This is a genomic window from Salinisphaera sp. Q1T1-3 (genome assembly GCF_003602005.1).
GTDB lineage: Bacteria > Pseudomonadota > Gammaproteobacteria > Nevskiales > Salinisphaeraceae > Salinisphaera.
Window position 1 is genome coordinate 147,882 of record NZ_QZWD01000008.1, and the last position, 17,785, is coordinate 165,666.

Consider the following 17,785-nt stretch of genomic DNA (forward strand, 5'->3'; position numbering starts at 1 on the left):
CACGGCACCGGCCAGCGGTATCACGAAGCGCCGATAGCAGGCGCTGCCCCCGGCATCGAATCGACATCGACGCGGGCCACGGGATGGGCAGAACCGGTGCCCGCCGACGCGGCATTGACGACAGGACCGGTCCATTGCCCGGCCGACGCAGGCTTTCAGCTATCCAGGCCCTGCCAGAGACAGCGATCGCCGCTGGCCTTGGCCAGCATGTCGAGATAGGCCTCGTGCGCCTGGCTGTCGTCGGCCGAGAGCTGCGAGACCCGCGGGCGCACGCCACGCGCCAGATATGACGCCAGATCGGAGCCCGCGAGCGCGTTGGTTTCGTCGTCGGCGTCGGCCAGCAGCCCGATGTCGATCTGGCCACCGGTCATCCGCAGATAGACATCGGCCAGCAGCTGCGCATCGAGCAGCGCGCCGTGCAGTTCGCGGTTGGTGTTGTCGATCTCGAAACGCTTGCACAGTGCATCCAGGCTATTGCGCTGGCCCGGGAAACGCTGTCGAGCGTCCACCAGCGTATCGATGATCGACGAGGCTTCTTCAAGCGCCACGTGGGCAGTGTTCACCTGACGCATTTCGGTGTTGAGAAACGCCAGGTCGAAAGGGGCGTTGTGGATGACCAGCTCCGCCCCGTCGAGATAAGCCGCGAGATCGGCCGCAACTTCATTGAAACGGGGCCTGCCCTCGAGGAACTCGAGCGTGATGCCATGCACATCGATGGCGCCCTGATCGATATCCCGGTCCGGGTGCAGATACAGATGCAGATCGTTACCGGTCAATCGTCGATTGACCACCTCGACACAGCCGATCTCGATGATGCGATGGCCGTTTTCGGGTTCCATTCCCGTGGTTTCGGTATCGAGTACGATTTGTCGCATAACTGCTCGCCGTTCAATGGACCAACGACCCGATACCGGGGTCGGTCACGATGTCGTCATCTCGTCAATGCCGCGGTTGGCCAGGGCATCGGCGGCTTCGTTGCCGGGGTCGCCGGCGTGCCCTTTCACCCAGTGCCATTCGATTTCATGACGTTGGCAGGCCGCATCCAGCGCACGCCAGAGTTCGGCGTTCTTGACCGGTTTCTTGGCGGCGGTCTTCCACCCGTTCTTCTTCCAGTTGTGCATCCATTGTGTGATGCCCTGGCGAACGTAGGTGGAATCGGTATGCAGGTCCACGCGACACGGTCGTGACAGGGCTTCAAGCGCCTTGATGGCCGCCGTCAGCTCCATCCGGTTGTTCGTGGTGTTCGTCTCGCCGCCGCACAGCTCACGCTGGTGCTCACCATAATGCAGGAGCGCGCCCCAGCCGCCCGGGCCCGGATTGCCGCGGCAGGCGCCATCGGTATAAATCACGACCGTCTTCGTCATCGTGCGCATGGTAGCCCAGAGGCGGGCGCACGCGCCAAACCGGGACGCGCCTTTCGAACCAGTAATTGCTTCCCGCCCGGCGGAACACGACGCAGTGCGCGCCGACGCGCCACGATAACGTAGCCACCGGCGGCCCAGGCAATCGGCGCCAGGCATCGTGGACCGCGATCAGCCGACCAGCACCGCGAAAACAGCGGGAAACCGCTGCCGTAGCGTCGGCACTCGGTAGCCTCGAACTCGACCAGTCGCAGCCAGTCGATCAAGCGCGCCGCGCGCGGCGGTCGGCCACAGGGACAAAACCGATGACGTCGGCGCACAAAGACCTGCGTCAAGGCCCACCAGGACAATGGATTGAAGACCAGACACACGATCTGGCCCCGGTCGCTGAGCACCCGAGCACATTCACGAACGAGCTGATGCGGCTCGACCGTCAGTTCCAGCGCATGCCGCAGAATCAGAACGTCGACGCTCTTGGAGGCCAGGGGCAGGCTCTGACCGTCGTAGACGAAATCGACATCCGGCCCGCCGCGCAGATCACCGTGCCACTGTCGCAACGTCGCCCCGTTGCCGCGAGCCGCCCTCGTCGCGGCCGGCCCGAGTTCGACACAGCGATAACCGGTCAGCCGCGGCAGGATATCGGCCAGCACGACCGCCTCGCGGCGTTGCCACAGGCGCGCCGTCGGACCGTCGTGCCATCGGCGTGCCGTGTGCTTGTCATCGGCCAGTTCGCGGAACATCACGGGCCCTGTCGAAAGAATTGATTTTGACTCAAGCCATTGGCAACATTCGACGATGCTCGAGCCAAATGCCATCCCTGCCCTGTCAGATAATTATATCTGGGTCCTGTCCCAGCGCGAACGCGACGCCGTGATCGTGGTCGACCCCGGGGAGGCGGCGCCGGTCCACGACTATCTGGCCACCCACGGCGGCCAGGTGGCGGCCTATCTGATCACGCATCATCACGGCGACCATGTCGGCGGGCTGGCGGCAATGCTCGAAACCCATCCGGCACCGGTCTACGGCCCGGCAAGCGAAGCCGATCGAATCGGCCATATCGACCATCCCGTCGCCGGCGGCGACACGGTGACGATCGACGCACTCGGGGCCACGTTTGACGTCCTCGACGTGCCCGGCCATACACTCGGCCATATCGCTTTCGTGACGGACGGTGTGCTGTTGGCCGGCGATGCCCTGTTCCGCGGCGGCTGTGGTCGTGTCTTCGAGGGCAGTCATGCGCAGATGCAGGCCTCGCTGGCTCGACTGCGCGACCTGCCGGACGACACGCAAGTCTGTGGCGGTCATGAGTACACCCAGAAGAATCTGGCATTCGCCAGCCGTGTCGAGCCGGACAACACGGCCATCACCGAGGTGATCGCAGCGGTCGACGCGGCGCGCCGCGAGGGCCGGCCGAGCCTGCCCGGCCGGATCGCCGAAGAGCGCCGGATCAACCCGTTTCTGCGCTGGGACGACGCGACGGTGCGCGCCTCCGCCAGCGCCCATGCCGGCCGCGACTTGAATACGCCGGCTGAAATCTTCGGAGCCCTGCGCGACTGGAAAGATGCAAGCTGACCGAATGACGGGCCGCCGCGGCCAACCGATACGCCTCTACCCGCTCGTCGGCTGTCTTTTCGCCGCCGGCCTCGTCGCGGGCTGTGCCAGCACACCCGGCAACAACGCGCGGACCGCCGGCGAGACCAGCGAGGCGCGCATTTCGCGTTGGCAGGTCGAACCTCACCCGTCGACCGTGCCCGCGGATGCCGAGGCTGCCATCCAGTCGACCGGTTCCAGCCAGGAACCAATTCCGGCCGAAAAGACCGATTACGTACCGCATCACTGGCCGAAACCGGACCAGGACCTCTGGTCGAAGATCCGGGCCGGCTTCGAGCTCGATCCCAACAGCGAACGTCGCTCGGTGCGGGTATGGACCCAGTTCTATGCCACGCACACCGACCATCTGAGCGCGTCGTTGCAGCGCGCACGACCGTTTCTCTGGCATGTCGTCCAGCAGGTCGAAAAACGCGACATGCCCACCGAGATCGCGCTGCTGCCGATCGTGGAAAGCGGTTACAACCCGGCCGCGAAGTCGTATGTCGGTGCCAGCGGCCTGTGGCAGTTCATGCCCGGCACCGCCGACCACATGAGCCTGCCGCGCGACTGGTGGTATGACGGACGCAACGATCCCATCGCCTCGACCGACGCCGCCCTGAACTATCTCCAGAACCTGAACGAGCGCTACAACGGCGACTGGATGCTGGCGCTCGCGGCCTACAACGCCGGCCCGGGCCGCGTGGACAACGCCATCGCGCGAGCCGAAGACGAAGGCAAGCCGACCGACTACTGGGACCTCGATCTACCGAAGGAAACCAGCGAATACGTACCGCAGCTGCTGGCGCTGCGCCGGATTATGATGGCGCCCTCGCGCTTCGGCGTGAACTGGCCGGCCCTGGCCAACGAGCCGCGCACGCGTGTGGTCAAGCTGCCCGGCCAGATCGATATGAAGATCGCGGCGCAGATGCTCGACATGTCGGAAGACAATCTGCGCAAGCTCAACCCCGGCATGCGGCGCTGGGCCAGCGATCCGAGCGGCCATGCCGAGCTGTTGGTGCCGGCCGCGCGGGCAGCCGCCTTCAAGAGCGAACTGGCGAGCATCAACCCGGCCAAGCTGATTCACAGCGAGCGTCATATCGTGCGTCGCGGCGATTCCCTGAGTCGCATCGCCCAGACATATCACGTCAGCGTGGCCAGCCTGCGTCAGGCCAATGGTCTATCGGGGAACCGGATTACGGTCGGCGAGAACCTGACCATCCCGAAACCCGGCAGCCCGGCGCGCGCGACATCGAGCGAACCCAGCCAGACCTATGTGGTGCAATCCGGCGATACGCTCTGGCATATCGCGCAGCGTTACAGCGTCAGCGTCAGCGCCCTGAAGCAGGCCAACGGGCACAACGTCGCCACGCTTCATCCGGGACAACAGATCGACATCCCCGGCGCCGCCAAACCGCCGGCCCCGACCACCGTCGTGGTGCAACGCGGCGACTCGCTCTGGTCCATCGCGCAGGCCAACGATGTCTCCGTGGCCGATCTGCGACGCTGGAACCGCATGGGCAGCAACAGCGCCCTGTCGCCGGGCACGACGATTTCTGTCGACGGCCCGTCGCAGTTGCCGGATTTCTACGAGGTCGAGCCAGGCGACTCGCTCTGGTCGATCGCTGACCGTTTCTCGATGCAGGTCAATACGTTGCGCAGCCTCAACGATATGTCCTCGCACAGCAAGATCCAGCCCGGTCAGCGTCTGCGTCTGCAGCCGGCTGTCTCCGGCTGACATTCCCGGCTACCGCGGTGCGCCGCTGTCGCGGACCATCGGGCGGCCGCTGCCGGAACGACGATGGTCGGGCCGGTGGCACGCATGCGTGACATCGTGACGCAGCCGACCTAACGTAATCCGCGAAACGCCCATCGCGCGGCCGCTAACGGCCGTGCGGCGGCGTCATCAAAGACCCATCAAAGACAACAGCCGACGACCATCAGGAGACGACATGGGGTTTCTCACCGGCAAGAAGGCGCTGATCACCGGCCTGGCCAGCGATCGATCCATCGCCTACGGCATCGCCAATGCCATGCGCGAACAGGGGGCCGAGCTGGTCCTGACCTATCAGGGCGACAAGCTGAAGTCGCGCGTGGAGAAGATGGGCGCGGATCTCGGTGCCACGGCCGTGCTGCCGCTGGATGTGGCCGAGGATGCCCAGATCGATGCGCTGTTCGAGTCGCTCGGCGCGCACTGGTCGGAGCTCGACATCCTGGTTCATGCGATCGGTTTCGCCCCGCGTGAAGCCCTGGCCGGCGGCTATCTGGACAGCATCTCGCGCGATGCCTCACGCATCGCGCACGATATCAGTGCCTATAGCTTCGCGGCGCTCGCCAAGGCGGCGCGGCCGATGCTCTCCGAGCATGCCTCGCTGATCACCCTGACCTATCTGGGCGCCGACCGGGTGATGCCCGGTTACAACATCATGGGCCCGGCCAAGGCCAGCCTTGAATCCAACATGCGTTTCATCGCGGCCGACCTGGGCGCCCAGGGTGTGCGCGTCAACGCCATCTCGGCCGGCCCCATCAAGACGCTGGCCGCGGCCGGTATCAGCGGTTTCCGCAAGATGCTGACCTACGCCAAGGACAGCGCTGCCCTCAAGCGCAATGTCACACAGGAAGAGATCGGCAACACCGCTGCCTTTCTGGGTTCTGATCTGGCCTCGGGCATCACCGGCGAAGTCATCTACGTCGACGGTGGTTATCGCATCATGGGCATGGGGCCGATCGACACCGACGAATAAGGCCGAACGCCTTATCGCAGCCACTGCAAGCCACGCCCTCGGGCGTGGCTTTTTCATATCAGCTTGTCTGATGCGATGCCCCCGCACGGCCTTCGGGGCTGCGGCCACCGCCGACACCCGACGCCTCTGTGGCGATCGGGTCATTACGGCCGGGCGGCCACCGCATGACCGCCGGCATTCAATCCGTGGCAGGATCCCCCTGGCCATTCTGGCCGGGGCTCTGGCGCAGGCTGTCCTTCTTGATCGAGACATCAGCCTGTTCACGGATGTAATTGTCGAGCGCGGCGTATTCGAGCGCGGCATTGTACTGGCGCTGCTGCTTGGCCATCCGGTCGCGCTGTTGTGTCGTCTGCTTCCGGTCACCGCCGGACTGCACCCGCTCATCCTGCACGGCCACCAGAGCCACGCTGCCCTGATCGGTCGTCGCGATACGATAACCGGTCTTCTGCTGGCCGTCGGCGCCTGACAGCGGCACCGCGAACGCAGCCTTACTGACAGCGCTGGCCACGTTCGACCCGTCCCGACCGACCCAGCCGGGCGAGGACAATTGTGCCGGCCCCTGACGCGCGATGTCCTGTAGATCGGCGCTCCCCTGCTGGAGCTTCGCCATGGCCGCCTGTGCCGCCGCGCGCGCCTTGTCCTGGGCCTTCTGTCGGACCAGCTGTCGGCGAATCGTCCCCGCAACCGCGGATTCCGGCTGCGGCTTGGCGGCCTGGTGGTCGGCGACACGCAGGACGATCTGTCGCTGCTCGCCCAGATTCACGACCTTGCTGTTGAGCTTGTCCTTGAGCACCGCGTCCGAAAAGGCGGCATCCCGCACCGCCTGATACTGGCCGATGCCGCCGCCGTCCTGCTGCGTGATCCAGCCGGTGGTCTGGATCGGCAGATCGAGTTTCTTGGAAATCGTCTGCAGGTCGTTGGGCGCCTGGTAGGCCAGATCGCCGAGTGTCTGGGACTTGTTGTGGAATGTCTTGGCCTTGGCCTTCTGTCGCGCCATGGCCTTGAGCCGGTTCTGCACGACGGCATCATCGAAGTCCGGATGATCGGCCGGTGTCACACCGGTCAGACGTGCCACATACCAGGCGTTGTCGGTACGCACCGGGTTGGAGAGCTGTCCTTTGTCCATACCGAACAAGGCATTGCCCAGCGCAGTCGGCATTGCCGACTGGGCCTGCGCATCGATCTGCTCGAAACGGGCGTTGGCGTGCTTGCCGGCCTGCGCCTTCAATGTCGACGAGTCCCGGCCTTTCATCGCGGCCGCGATTGCCTGCACGGTCTGCCGCGCCGCGTCGTCATCGCCATCAGTGATGGGAATCCGTACCACATCCGCCGAGCGTTTCTCGGGCGCGCCGAATTCCGTGCGATGCTGATCGTAGAGCGTGTGCAGCGTCTGTTCGCTGGGCGCGGCGTCGGTGGACAGCGTATTCGCATTCAGCGAGACGTAGGACAGCTTGACCTTCGCCGGCTGCATGAACTGCTGCTTGTGGGCGTTGTAGTACGCCTGTACGGCCTGGTCATCGACCGCGACCTGGTCTTGATACGCGGACGGGTCGAAGTTCAATACGGCGATACGACGCTGTGCGTTGGCCGCCTTGAAACGCGCATCCACTTCCGGCGGTGCGGCAAACGCGCCAGCGGCCACGATCTGTTCGAGTTGATTGCTGAGCAGGCTCTGGCGCAACCGCGCTTCGTATTGCGCGGGCTGGATGCCCGCCTGCGCGAGCAATGTCTTGTATCGCTCGGTCGAGAACTGGCCGTTCTGCTGGAACTGTGGATTGCTGCGGATCGTGGCCAGCAGATTCGCGTCGCTGACCTGATAGCCGGCGTCCTTGGCGTACTGCTGGGTGACAGCTTCGTTGATCAAGCTGTCGAGCACGCGATGACGTATCTGACCGGGCGGAAACATGCTGGAGTCGAAGTTGTCGCCCATCATCTGGCGCAGACGCTGATAGCGCTGATCAAAAGCGCGTTGCAGCTGGGACTGCGTGATATCGGTATCGCCCGCCGAGGCGACCACGGGGTCGGCGGACGGCGTGAAATAGGACCCGATCCCCCAGACACCGAACACCACGGTAATCACACCGACGACAATATAAGCCAGCGGTCCGCTGGCACCATCCCGAATCTTCTGCAGCATAAGTCTTGCTCTCGAACCCGTCACTCGCAAGGACAAGCCCTGCATTGTGCCTGCCCGGGCGGCTGGGCGCACCCGACGCGCTGCCGGGACCGCGCAATCCAGCGCGCGTCGCGGATTCCGGGCAAAAAAAAGACGCTCCGAAGAGCGTCTTTTCGGTCTGATCGGCAAGTGCCGATAACAGACTGGCGGAGCGGACGGGACTCGAACCCGCGACCTCCGGCGTGACAGGCCGGCATTCTAACCAGCTGAACTACCGCTCCAAACATTGGACCCGAACGCCTCGCAGGCGAATGGATCGCGATTAAAAAAAGAGAGCACCGTGAAAGCGCTCTCTTTGTCCGGCTGATCAGGCATTCGCCTGATGATCAAACCGTGGCGGAGCGGACGGGACTCGAACCCGCGACCTCCGGCGTGACAGGCCGGCATTCTAACCAGCTGAACTACCGCTCCGTTGACCTTGACTTTTGGTGGGTGCTGACGGATTCGAACCGCCGACATTCGCCTTGTAAGGGCGACGCTCTACCAACTGAGCTAAGCACCCCGCCAAGACAGGAAATATGCTTCCCGCCTTGCGAAGGAGCGCTAGTTTACAGCGTCTTTAAGTGCTTTACCAGCCTTGAAACCAGGAGTTTTACCCGACGGGATCTGGATCGACTGGCCGGTCTTCGGGTTGCGGCCCTGACGGGCGGCACGTTCGCGCACGGAGAACACGCCAAAGCCCACCAGCGAAACCTTGTCACCCTTCTTGAGCGCATCGGTGACCGAGTCGATCATCGCGTCGACGGCGCGAGACGCGTCGGCCTTGGAAAGGTCTGCATCCGCAGCGACGGCATCGACGAGTTCGGTTTTATTCATAACGTTTTATCCCCTGATAAGGAATGAGAGATTTGCGATGGTCCGCCTGGCGAACCGGCCTTGGCGCTGAACTGCCGCGTCCGGCCTCCGGCCTACTGGAACGCTCACGCTGGCGTCGGCCGTCACGAGCGGAGATTTATACCAAGGCGCCGATTCCAGCGTCAACAAAGGCTTGGCGCGGAATCGACGCCTGGCGTCGGATACACGATCAGTGAGCGCGCAGCTCACCGGGTTCGCTCTTGCCGGGACCGTCCGTATTGGCCTCATCCGAGGCCAGCGGCTGGGGCGCCCGGGTGAGAGCGATCTTGAGCACTTCATCGATGCTCTTGACCGGTCGAATATCCAGACGGCTCTTGATGTTGGCCGGGATCTCGGACAGATCCTTCTGGTTCTCGTCCGGAATGACCACGATCTTGATACCGCCGCGGTGCGCCGCCAGCAGCTTCTCCTTGAGGCCGCCAATCGGCAACACATCGCCGCGCAGGGTGATCTCGCCGGTCATGGCCACATCGGCCCGCACCGGGATCTGTGTCAGCGCAGACACCATGGCCGTGCACATGCCGATGCCCGCCGACGGCCCGTCCTTGGGCGTCGCCCCTTCCGGTACGTGCACGTGCAGGTCCGACTTGGCCATGAAGTCGCGCTCGATGCCGAGCGCGGCCACACGCGACCGGATCACCGTCAGCGCCGCCTGGATCGACTCCTGCATCACATCGCCCAGCGAACCGGTGTTCAGCGGCTTACCCTTGCCCGGCACGGCGGCCGACTCGATCGTCAGCAGCTCGCCGCCGACCTCGGTCCACGCGAGCCCGACGACCTGACCGATGCTGTCATGCTCCTCGGCGCGACCGTAGCGGAATTTCGGCACCCCAAGGTACTTGTCCAGGTTGCGCTTGGAGACCTGCTTGGCATCGTGCGCCTTGTCGCTGATCAGTTCCTTGACCACCTTGCGGCAGATCTTGGCGATATCGCGCTCGAGATTACGCACCCCGGCCTCACGCGTGTAGCGCCGGATGATATCGGTCAGCGCGTTGTCGGAGATCGACAGCTCGTTTTCCTTGAGGCCGTTTTCCTGCATGGCCTTGGGCACGAGATAACGCTCGGCGATATTGACCTTTTCGTCCTCGGTGTAGCCCGACAGGCGGATCACTTCCATGCGATCGAGCAACGGCGCCGGGATATCCAGGGTGTTGGCGGTGCAGACGAACATGACCTGCGAGAGGTCGTAGTCGACTTCGAGATAGTGATCGCCAAACGTATTATTCTGCTCCGGATCGAGGACCTCGAGCAGCGCCGAAGCCGGATCACCGCGGAAATCGTTGGCCATCTTGTCGACTTCGTCGAGCAGGAAGAGCGGGTTGCGTACGCCCACCTTGGCCATGTTCTGGATGATCTTGCCCGGCAGACTGCCGATGTAGGTTCGACGATGGCCACGAATCTCGGCCTCGTCGCGCACGCCACCCAGGCTCATGCGCACGAACTCTCGGTTCGTTGCCTTGGCGATCGAGCGCCCCAGCGAGGTCTTGCCCACACCCGGCGGGCCGACCAGACACAGAATCGGGCCCTTGATCTTCTTGACGCGGCTCTGAACCGCCAGATTCTCGATGATGCGCTCCTTGATGCGCTCCAGACCGTAGTGGTCCGTATCGAGGGTTTTCTGGGCCTTGGCGAGATCGATCTTGGTCTTTGAGCGCTTCTTCCACGGGATGTCGACCATCCAGTCGAGATAGTTGCGCACGACCGTGGCCTCGGCCGACATCGGCGACATGCTCTTGAGCTTGTTGAACTCCGTGGTGACCTTCTTCTTGGCCTCCTTCGGCATGCCGGCCTTTTCGATCTTCTCTTCGAGCTCGTCGAGATCGTTCGGCGCGTCGTCGATTTCACCGAGTTCTTTCTGAATGGCCTTCATCTGCTCATTCAGATAATACTCGCGCTGCGACTTCTCCATCTGCTGCTTGACGCGACCGCGGATCTTCTTCTCGATCTGCAGCACCTCGATCTCGGCGTCGGTCTTGGCGACGACGTGTTCGAGTCGGGCCTGGGCGTCGGCGATTTCAAGCACGTCCTGTCGCTCTTCGAGCTTCAGGTTCAGATGCGCGGCCACGGTATCGGCGAGCCGACCGGCCGAATCCATGCTGGACAGCGACGGCAACAGCTCGGCCGGCACTTTCTTGTTGAGCTTGGTGTAGGACTCGAACGTCGAGACGGCCGAACGCATCAGCGCATCGATTTCGGCCGAGTCGTGTTCGTTCTCGTCGATATCGACATGCTCGGCCACGAGCCCGCCGTCGGCCTCGTGCAGATTCGACAGGCGTGCACGATTCGCGCCCTCGACCAGCACCTTGACGGTGCCGTCAGGCAATTTGAGCAGCTGCAGGATGGAAGCCAGCGTGCCGACTTCGTAGATATCGCCTGCGCCGGGATCGTCGATATCCGCCGCTCGTTGCGCGACAAGAAGAATCTTCTTGTCCTCGGCCATTGCGGCTTCCAGCGCGGCAATGGATTTCTCGCGGCCCACGAACAACGGGATCGCCATGTGGGGGAAGACCACCACGTCGCGAAGCGGAAGCACGGGTACCAGGGCGTTGTCTGCCATTCAGCCCTCGCTGACATAAAGCGGCCGGCAAGAGGCCGGCCGCGTGGATTTCAGGAAAACGTTGAGGGCGCGCCCGCGGTTTTCAATCGCGAACGCGGCCGCAGATCGCCTGCCTCAGGCGCCGGCACGTTCCGCGTCGGCGTTTTCATAGACGATATAAGGCTGTGCGTCGCCGCGCACCACCGCTTCGTCGACCACGACCTTGGAGACGTTCTCCATGGCCGGCAGCTCGTACATGACGTCGAGCAGAATGGATTCGAGCAGCGTACGCAGCCCGCGTGCGCCGGTCTTGCGCTCCATCGCCCGATGCGCGATTGCCCGCAGGGCATCCTCGCGCAGCTCGAGTTCGCAGTTCTCCATTTCGAAGAGCTTGGCGTACTGCTTGGTCAGCGCGTTCTTGGGCTCCTGCAGAATCGACATCAGGGCCGTTTCGTCGAGCTCCTCAAGCGTGGCCACCACCGGCAGACGGCCGACGAATTCCGGAATCAGGCCATACTTGACCAGATCCTCGGGTTCGACCGTCTTGAGCATGGCGCCCAGGCTGCGCTGGTCGGATGCGCCCTTGACCTCGGCCGAGAAACCGATGCCCGAGCGACCTTCACGGGTCTTGATGGTTTCATCAAGGCCGGCGAACGCGCCACCGCAGATGAACAGGATGCCGGAGGTGTCGACCTGCAGGAACTCCTGCTGCGGATGCTTGCGTCCACCCTGCGGCGGAATCGAGGCCGTGGTGCCTTCGATGAGCTTGAGCAGCGCCTGCTGCACACCCTCACCCGAGACATCCCGCGTGATCGACGGGTTTTCCGACTTGCGCGAGATCTTGTCGATCTCGTCGATGTAGACGATGCCGCGCTGTGCCTTGTCGACGTCGTAGTCGCACTTCTGCAGCAGCTTCTGGATGATATTCTCGACATCCTCACCGACATAGCCCGCTTCGGTGAGCGTGGTGGCATCGGCGATCGCGAACGGCACATCCAGCAGACGCGCCAGAGTCTCGGCCAGCAGCGTCTTGCCGCAACCGGTCGGCCCGATCATCAGGATGTTCGACTTGGCCAGTTCGACGTCGTCCTCGCCCGCTTCGGCGTTCAACCGCTTGTAGTGGTTGTAGACGGCGACCGCCAGGATCTTCTTCGCCGATTCCTGGCCGATCACGTAGTCATCGAGCACGCGCCGGATCTCCTGCGGGCTCGGCAGGCCTTTCTTGGCCGGCTTGCTCGCCAGTTCCTCACGCATGATGTCATTGCACAGGTCCACGCACTCATCGCAGATGAAGACCGAGGGGCCGGCGATGAGCTTGCGAACCTCGTGTTCGCTCTTGCCGCAGAACGAGCAATGCAGGGTCCGCCCGGAATTCTCCTTGGACCCCGTGTCGTTGTTGCCGTTGTCTGCCATGGATTGGGACCTCTTGAAACTCTTCAGTGTCCGATACGTCCTGTATGACACACCGGACAAATAATTGTCACGCCATCGCCATGTGCCGCGGTCTCAGCAACGGCATGATGCAGGCCTTGCGCGGTGCATCGAGCACCATGGCTGCCACCATTGTCCGCAAGCAAGGCATCGAACGCGGTAACGCCCCGGCGCTCGTCGTACGCCGGGGCGTGACGTTTCGCTACTTGTCCGCCTTTTCGGCCAGCGCCGCGCGCGACGACAGGATATCGTCGATAACGCCGTACTCGTTGGCCTCGTTCGCGCTCATGAAGAAATCGCGCTCGGTGTCGCGCTTGATCTTGTCCAGCGGCTGACCCGTGTGGTACGCAAGCACTTCGTTGAGCCGTTCACGCGCATGCAGAATCTCGCGCGCGTGGATCTCGATGTCGGTGGCCTGACCCTGGAAGCCGCCCAGCGGCTGATGGATCATCACGCGCGAGTTCGGCAAGGCGAACCGCTTGCCCTCGGCCCCACCGGCCAGCAGCACCGCGCCCATGCTCGCGGCCTGGCCGAGACACATGGTCGCCACGTCGGGCTTGATGAACTGCATCGTGTCGTAGATCGACATGCCGGCCGTGATCACGCCACCGGGCGAATTGATATACAGCTGGATGTCCTTGTCCGGGTTGTCCGACTCCAGGAACAGCAGCTGCGCGACGATCAGGTTGGCCATGTGATCGTCGACCGGGCCGACGCAGAAGATGACCCGCTCCTTGAGCAGGCGCGAATAGATGTCGAACGAGCGCTCGCCGCGGGCGGTCTGCTCGATGACCATCGGGATGAGCCCCAGATTCTGGGGCGCCATGCTGTCGTTGTCTGCCATAACGTCTCGCTTGTCTGAGCCAACGAGGGCAAGCCGGCCGGCCCGGGTTGGCCGGCCGACCGGAACGATCTGCGCCTGATCAGCCCTGGCTGTTGGCGTTCAAGAGCTCGTCGAGCTCGGTTTCCTTTTCGGTGACGGTGGCGCCGGCGAGCAGGTTATCAACCACCTGCTGTTCCATGACCATCGCCTGCAGACCCTGCATGAGCTGCGGGTTCTGCTGATAGTACTGCTTGACCTGTTCGGCCTGTTCGCCGTAGCCGGAGGCGACTTCGTCCATCTTCTCGTCGACCTTGGCCTGGTCGAGTTCGAGCTCGCGCTCCGAAATCACTTCCGCGATCAGCAGACCGAGCGCAACACGCTTTTCCGCCTGTTCGCGCAGTGCCTCGTCAGGCAGCAGCTGCTTGGCCTGTTCCGGATCCTGCTGCATTTCCTGTGGCATGCGCTGCATCGCTTCCTTGCGCATGCGATCGATTTCCTGAGCGACCATCGCTTCGGGCACTTCGATCGTGTTGGCCTCGTGCAGCGCATCCATGGTCTGCGTCTTCATGCTCGTTTCGATCGCGTGCTTGAGCTCCTGCTCGAGCGATTCGCGGATCCGTGCACGCAGGGCCTCTGCCGTACCCTCCTCGACGCCCATCTGCTGGATGAACGCCTCGTTCAACTCGACCGGCTTGGCCTCGGCGACCGACTTCACCGTGATGGAGAACGTCGCGGTCTTGCCGGCCAGCTCTTCGGCGCCGTAGTCCTCGGGGAAGGCAACATCCAGATCGAAATCCTCGCCGGCCTTGCGACCGACCAGCCCGCGCTCCATGTCGGGCAGGAACTTCTGCTCGCCCAGAGTGATTTCCATGTCGTCGGCCGAGCCGCCCTCGAAGGCTTCGCCATCGATGCGCCCGATGTAATCCACGGTGACCTGATCACCGTCGACGGACTCGCGCTCGACCGCCTCAAAGGTCTTATTCTGGTCGCGGATCCGCTCGAGGGTGTTGTCGACGTCGGCCTCGCCCACTTCGGCGACCGGCTTTTCGACGGTGATCGAATCCAGCCCCTGAAGCGTGATTTCCGGATAGACCTCGATATCGGCCGTGAACGACAGCGGCCCGTCTTCCTCGAACGAATCGAGCTGGATCTCCGGCTGACCCGCCGGGTTGAGCTCGGATTTCTCGATCGCTTCCGGATACGTCTGCTGAATCAGTTCGCTGACCACTTCCTGGCGCGCCTGGGCGCCATAGCGCTGATAAAGCACCTTGGCGGGCGCCTTGCCCGGACGAAAACCCGGAATGCGCGCATTCTGCCCGACGCGCTTGACCTTTTCGTCCACCGCGCCGTTAACACGTTCGGCCGGGATCTGGACCTTGAGCCGTCGTTTCAGACCGCCGGGATTTTCTACGGAGACGTCCATTGGTACCTCAATCGAAACTGATCTTGTTTATCTAAAGACAATAACGAGGCGATGCCCGAAGGCATCGCCTCAATCGACCAACCAGTATAACAACCAGTCAATCGTTGGCGCCCGCGCGGGCGCCCCGCTCAGTGCTCACCCCTCGCGCGCCGGCGGCGCCATGAACTCCGGCCCGACCGGGTCGGTGACATGGCGATTCACGATGGCCTCGATTTCCGCCCGAGCATCGTCATCGAGATGCCAACCGGGCACGTTGGCGACCGCATCGAGCTGATCGGGCGTGCGTGCGCCCCACAGCGCAAAAGCATGGTCGTACTGATCGAGCAACCAGCGAATCGCCAGATCCAGCACGTGCTTGCCGTAGTGTTCCTGCGCGAAGGCTTCCAGCGCATCGACCGCCGCCAGGTACTGCCCGAAGCGCGGCTGCTGGAATTTGGGGTCGCTGTTGCGCAGGTCGTCACCCGGAAATTCTCGATCCGCGTGCATGCGCCCGGACAACAGCCCCCGGCACAGGGCGCCGTAGGCCAAAAGGCGTGTATTGTTATCACGCGCCCATGGCAGCACGTCGTTGTCGATTTCGCGCTCGAACAGGTTATAGGGGTTCTGCGCAACATCGATGGCCACGATCTCCTGGAACGCGTCCATCTGCGCGGGCGTGAAATTCGACACGCCGACCGCCCGTATCTTGCCGGCCGACTTCAGCTCGGCCATGGCCTCGGCAGTTTCGCGTATATCGACCTGCGGATCCGGCCAGTGCACCTGGAGCAGATCGATCGTATCGCTGCGCAGCCGGCGGCGCGAGTCGTCCGCCTCCTTGAGAAGGCGCTTCTTGCTGGCGTTTCGACGTACGTTGCCGTCGTCGTCCCACTCCAGCGCGCATTTGGTCGCCAACACCACCTGATCGCGCATGCCGCCCTGTTCGACGGCCTTGCCGACGATTTCCTCGGATCGGCCGAACCCGTAGACGGGCGCGGTATCGATCAGGGTTACGCCGCGATCGGGCGCGCTCTGGATGGTGTGAATCGATTCTTTTTCGTCGGTGCCGCCCCACATCCAGCCACCGATGGCCCATGTGCCGAGGCCGATCCGGGATGCGTCGAGGCCGTTACCGTTGAGATCGCGTGTTTCCAACCAGTCTCTCCACGTGACGAATGCCATGGAGGTGGGGTGCGATCACGACGCATTCAAGCGTGGATGCTCGAAACGTCGGGAAAAGGAGAGGATGGTGGGCCGCCGAGGACTCGAACCTCGAACCAATTGATTAAGAGTCAACTGCTCTACCATTGAGCTAGCGGCCCGCCGGGATGGGGTGGACGATCGGACTCGAACCGACGACGACCGGAATCACAATCCGGGGCTCTACCAACTGAGCTACGCCCACCACCGACAGATCACTCGTCAGCCGGGCATCCCGCCTAACGAGCGGCGTATTCTAGCGGGCTTGTCAGCGCTTGCCAACAGCCGATCGCATCATCGCCCTACGCGCCCCGCCGCCAGCGGTGTTGAAAGCGCATGCCACTGCGCCCGACGAGTTGCAGCATGCCTTGGCCAGCCTTGATAATACGCACGCTGCGCTCGTAGCTCAGGGGATAGAGCAGCGGTCTTCTAAACCGCTGGTCGCTGGTTCGAATCCAGCCGGGCGCACCATCCTCATCCACGACAAGCCGCCTTCGATGAACCGCGCCCGCAGCGCGGGCGGGCTTTACCAGGGCGCCTCACCAGGGCGCCTCGTCACGAGATAGGCAAGTCGTGAGCCTCGTCGCGCTTTTCCACCGGTATTGCAAGGCCCTTGCCACGATCGACGACGGCCCCCATTGCGAGTCGTCATTGCTGCGAACGACAAGCGGTCGGCACCGCATCGAGACCGCGCCGCCAGTCTCACCACGACTCTTGCCAGCCCGGTGGCTACGGTCTCACGCGACCCGGACCAGCGCCATCCAGGCCCCCTTCGACAGCAGGATGATCGACAGGGCGAAAAGCATGATTTCAATCATGCGCCGGTACGTGGTTTCGGACAGCCATTGCGCGATCCGACGGCCGATCACGGTGCCCACGATGCCGGTGGCGACCAGCCCCAACGTCAGCTGCCAGCTCAGGCCATGGAGCTTGTCGAGCCACCAGTAGGCCGGGAGCTTCGCGAGATTGCAAAAGGCAAACGCAATCGCGATCGTGCCGGCGAATTGCAGCTTGGGCAGCCGCTGTGGCAACAGATACGCCTGGGCCGGCGGGCCGCCCGAATGCGTGATGAAGCTGGTAATGCCGGTGATCGTGCCCCAGAACACGCCCTGCGGCACCGCCGCCTCCGTGGCCGCCCCCTGGCCTCGGCCAAGCCAGGTCCGCAGGCAATACCAGAGCCCGATCAAGCCGGTGACGATCAGCAACAGGCTTTCCGGCGTATACGGCGTGACGACGGTCGCGATCGTCACGCCAACCAGCATCGACGGGATCAGAATCGCCAGATTGCGCTTCGAGTGATCGCGACGATAGAGCGACACGGCGACCCAGTCGGTCACGATATAGACCGGCAACAACAGGGCCGCGGCCTGAATCGGATTCATCACCAGCGCCAGCATCGGCACCGAAATCGCGGCCGCCGAGGCCAGACCGCCCTTCGACATGCCCACAATCAGGGCAGCGATCAGCAGCAGAACGATATGCGTTGTAAGAATGCGCCGATCCTGTTGCGACGGACAATATTCAGCGATTCGCCGTGAGGCCCGAGCACGCGGCGGTCGCGCGACACTTTAATCGAGCCCCGACCAAGCGTCGAGACGGTCTGCAACGACGCAGGAACGGCCGCCGATCAGAAGCAAGACGCGCCCGGCCGCAATGTCGACACACGACCACCG

14 protein-coding genes and 6 tRNA genes are annotated in these 17,785 nt (G+C 63.4%); 4 read left to right on the plus strand and 16 right to left on the minus strand.

The genetic code is table 11. The annotated features are described in order from the left end of the window. Positions 1–155 precede the first annotated feature (155 nt). The 3 genes from dnaQ to D3260_RS09545 are packed head-to-tail and all read right to left on the minus strand — an operon-like array spanning position 156 to position 2,101. Positions 156–875, minus strand: a complete 720-nt coding sequence (gene dnaQ, locus D3260_RS09535; RefSeq protein WP_120098369.1) for a DNA polymerase III subunit epsilon — start codon at positions 873–875, stop codon at positions 156–158. Between the two features lie 45 nt (positions 876–920). After that, positions 921–1,364: a ribonuclease HI gene (gene rnhA / locus D3260_RS09540; RefSeq protein ID WP_120098404.1), complete on the minus strand. Its 444-nt coding sequence runs from the start codon at positions 1,362–1,364 to the stop codon at positions 921–923. Then, positions 1,361–2,101, minus strand: a complete 741-nt coding sequence (locus D3260_RS09545; RefSeq protein WP_158583477.1) for a methyltransferase domain-containing protein — start codon at positions 2,099–2,101, stop codon at positions 1,361–1,363. Before D3260_RS09545 ends, rnhA begins: the two co-directional genes overlap by 4 nt. A gap of 55 nt (positions 2,102–2,156) precedes the next feature. Here D3260_RS09545 and gloB point away from each other — a divergent pair, with 55 nt between their 5' ends. The 3 genes from gloB (at position 2,157) to D3260_RS09560 (ending at position 5,692) form a co-directional block, all read left to right on the plus strand. Further along, a complete protein-coding gene (gloB, locus tag D3260_RS09550) occupies positions 2,157–2,933 on the plus strand; it encodes a hydroxyacylglutathione hydrolase (protein WP_120098371.1) in 777 nt (258 codons plus the stop codon). 4 nt (positions 2,934–2,937) lie between these two features. After that, the gene (locus D3260_RS09555; protein WP_158583478.1) at positions 2,938–4,686 is read left to right on the plus strand and encodes a LysM peptidoglycan-binding domain-containing protein; all 1,749 of its coding nucleotides are present in this window, start codon (positions 2,938–2,940) and stop codon (positions 4,684–4,686) included. A gap of 214 nt (positions 4,687–4,900) precedes the next feature. Then, positions 4,901–5,692: an enoyl-ACP reductase gene (locus D3260_RS09560; RefSeq protein WP_120098373.1), complete on the plus strand. Its 792-nt coding sequence runs from the start codon at positions 4,901–4,903 to the stop codon at positions 5,690–5,692. Positions 5,693–5,870: 178 nt separating this feature from the next. On the opposite strand, the gene D3260_RS09565 is transcribed toward D3260_RS09560, so the two are convergent. The 12 genes from D3260_RS09565 to D3260_RS09620 form a co-directional block, all read right to left on the minus strand. Then, positions 5,871–7,829 (minus strand): SurA N-terminal domain-containing protein, encoded by a 1,959-nt coding sequence (locus D3260_RS09565; RefSeq protein WP_158583479.1) that lies wholly within the window; start codon positions 7,827–7,829, stop codon positions 5,871–5,873. A 183-nt stretch (positions 7,830–8,012) separates the two neighbouring features. Beyond that, positions 8,013–8,089 (minus strand) — tRNA-Asp (locus D3260_RS09570). Positions 8,090–8,202: 113 nt separating this feature from the next. Further along, positions 8,203–8,279: transfer RNA gene (locus D3260_RS09575), tRNA-Asp, on the minus strand. A gap of 15 nt (positions 8,280–8,294) precedes the next feature. Next, positions 8,295–8,370 (minus strand) — tRNA-Val (locus D3260_RS09580). Positions 8,371–8,411: 41 nt separating this feature from the next. Further along, positions 8,412–8,684: an HU family DNA-binding protein gene (locus D3260_RS09585; protein WP_120098375.1), complete on the minus strand. Its 273-nt coding sequence runs from the start codon at positions 8,682–8,684 to the stop codon at positions 8,412–8,414. A gap of 208 nt (positions 8,685–8,892) precedes the next feature. Continuing rightward, on the minus strand, positions 8,893–11,280 hold the full coding sequence (gene lon / locus D3260_RS09590; RefSeq protein WP_120098376.1) for an endopeptidase La: 2,388 nt from the start codon (positions 11,278–11,280) through the stop codon (positions 8,893–8,895). Between the two features lie 114 nt (positions 11,281–11,394). Next, complete coding sequence (gene clpX / locus D3260_RS09595) at positions 11,395–12,672, minus strand: ATP-dependent Clp protease ATP-binding subunit ClpX (protein WP_120098377.1); 1,278 nt, start codon at positions 12,670–12,672, stop codon at positions 11,395–11,397. A gap of 220 nt (positions 12,673–12,892) precedes the next feature. Next, positions 12,893–13,534, minus strand: coding sequence for an ATP-dependent Clp endopeptidase proteolytic subunit ClpP (clpP, locus tag D3260_RS09600; protein ID WP_120098378.1), 642 nt, complete (start codon positions 13,532–13,534; stop codon positions 12,893–12,895). Between the two features lie 79 nt (positions 13,535–13,613). Next, entirely contained in the window at positions 13,614–14,936 is a 1,323-nt protein-coding gene (gene tig / locus D3260_RS09605; RefSeq protein WP_120098379.1) for a trigger factor, read from the minus strand. A gap of 135 nt (positions 14,937–15,071) precedes the next feature. Further along, positions 15,072–16,067: an aldo/keto reductase gene (locus tag D3260_RS09610; protein WP_120098380.1), complete on the minus strand. Its 996-nt coding sequence runs from the start codon at positions 16,065–16,067 to the stop codon at positions 15,072–15,074. A 92-nt stretch (positions 16,068–16,159) separates the two neighbouring features. Continuing rightward, positions 16,160–16,234, minus strand: a tRNA-Lys gene (locus D3260_RS09615). A 7-nt stretch (positions 16,235–16,241) separates the two neighbouring features. Continuing rightward, positions 16,242–16,317: transfer RNA gene (locus tag D3260_RS09620), tRNA-His, on the minus strand. Positions 16,318–16,507: 190 nt separating this feature from the next. On the opposite strand from D3260_RS09620, the gene D3260_RS09625 reads away from it, so the two are divergent. Continuing rightward, positions 16,508–16,583 (plus strand) — tRNA-Arg (locus tag D3260_RS09625). Between the two features lie 266 nt (positions 16,584–16,849). On the opposite strand, the gene D3260_RS09630 is transcribed toward D3260_RS09625, so the two are convergent. Beyond that, a complete protein-coding gene (locus D3260_RS09630; RefSeq protein ID WP_370456288.1) occupies positions 16,850–17,641 on the minus strand; it encodes a sulfite exporter TauE/SafE family protein in 792 nt (263 codons plus the stop codon). Positions 17,642–17,785 lie beyond the last annotated feature (144 nt).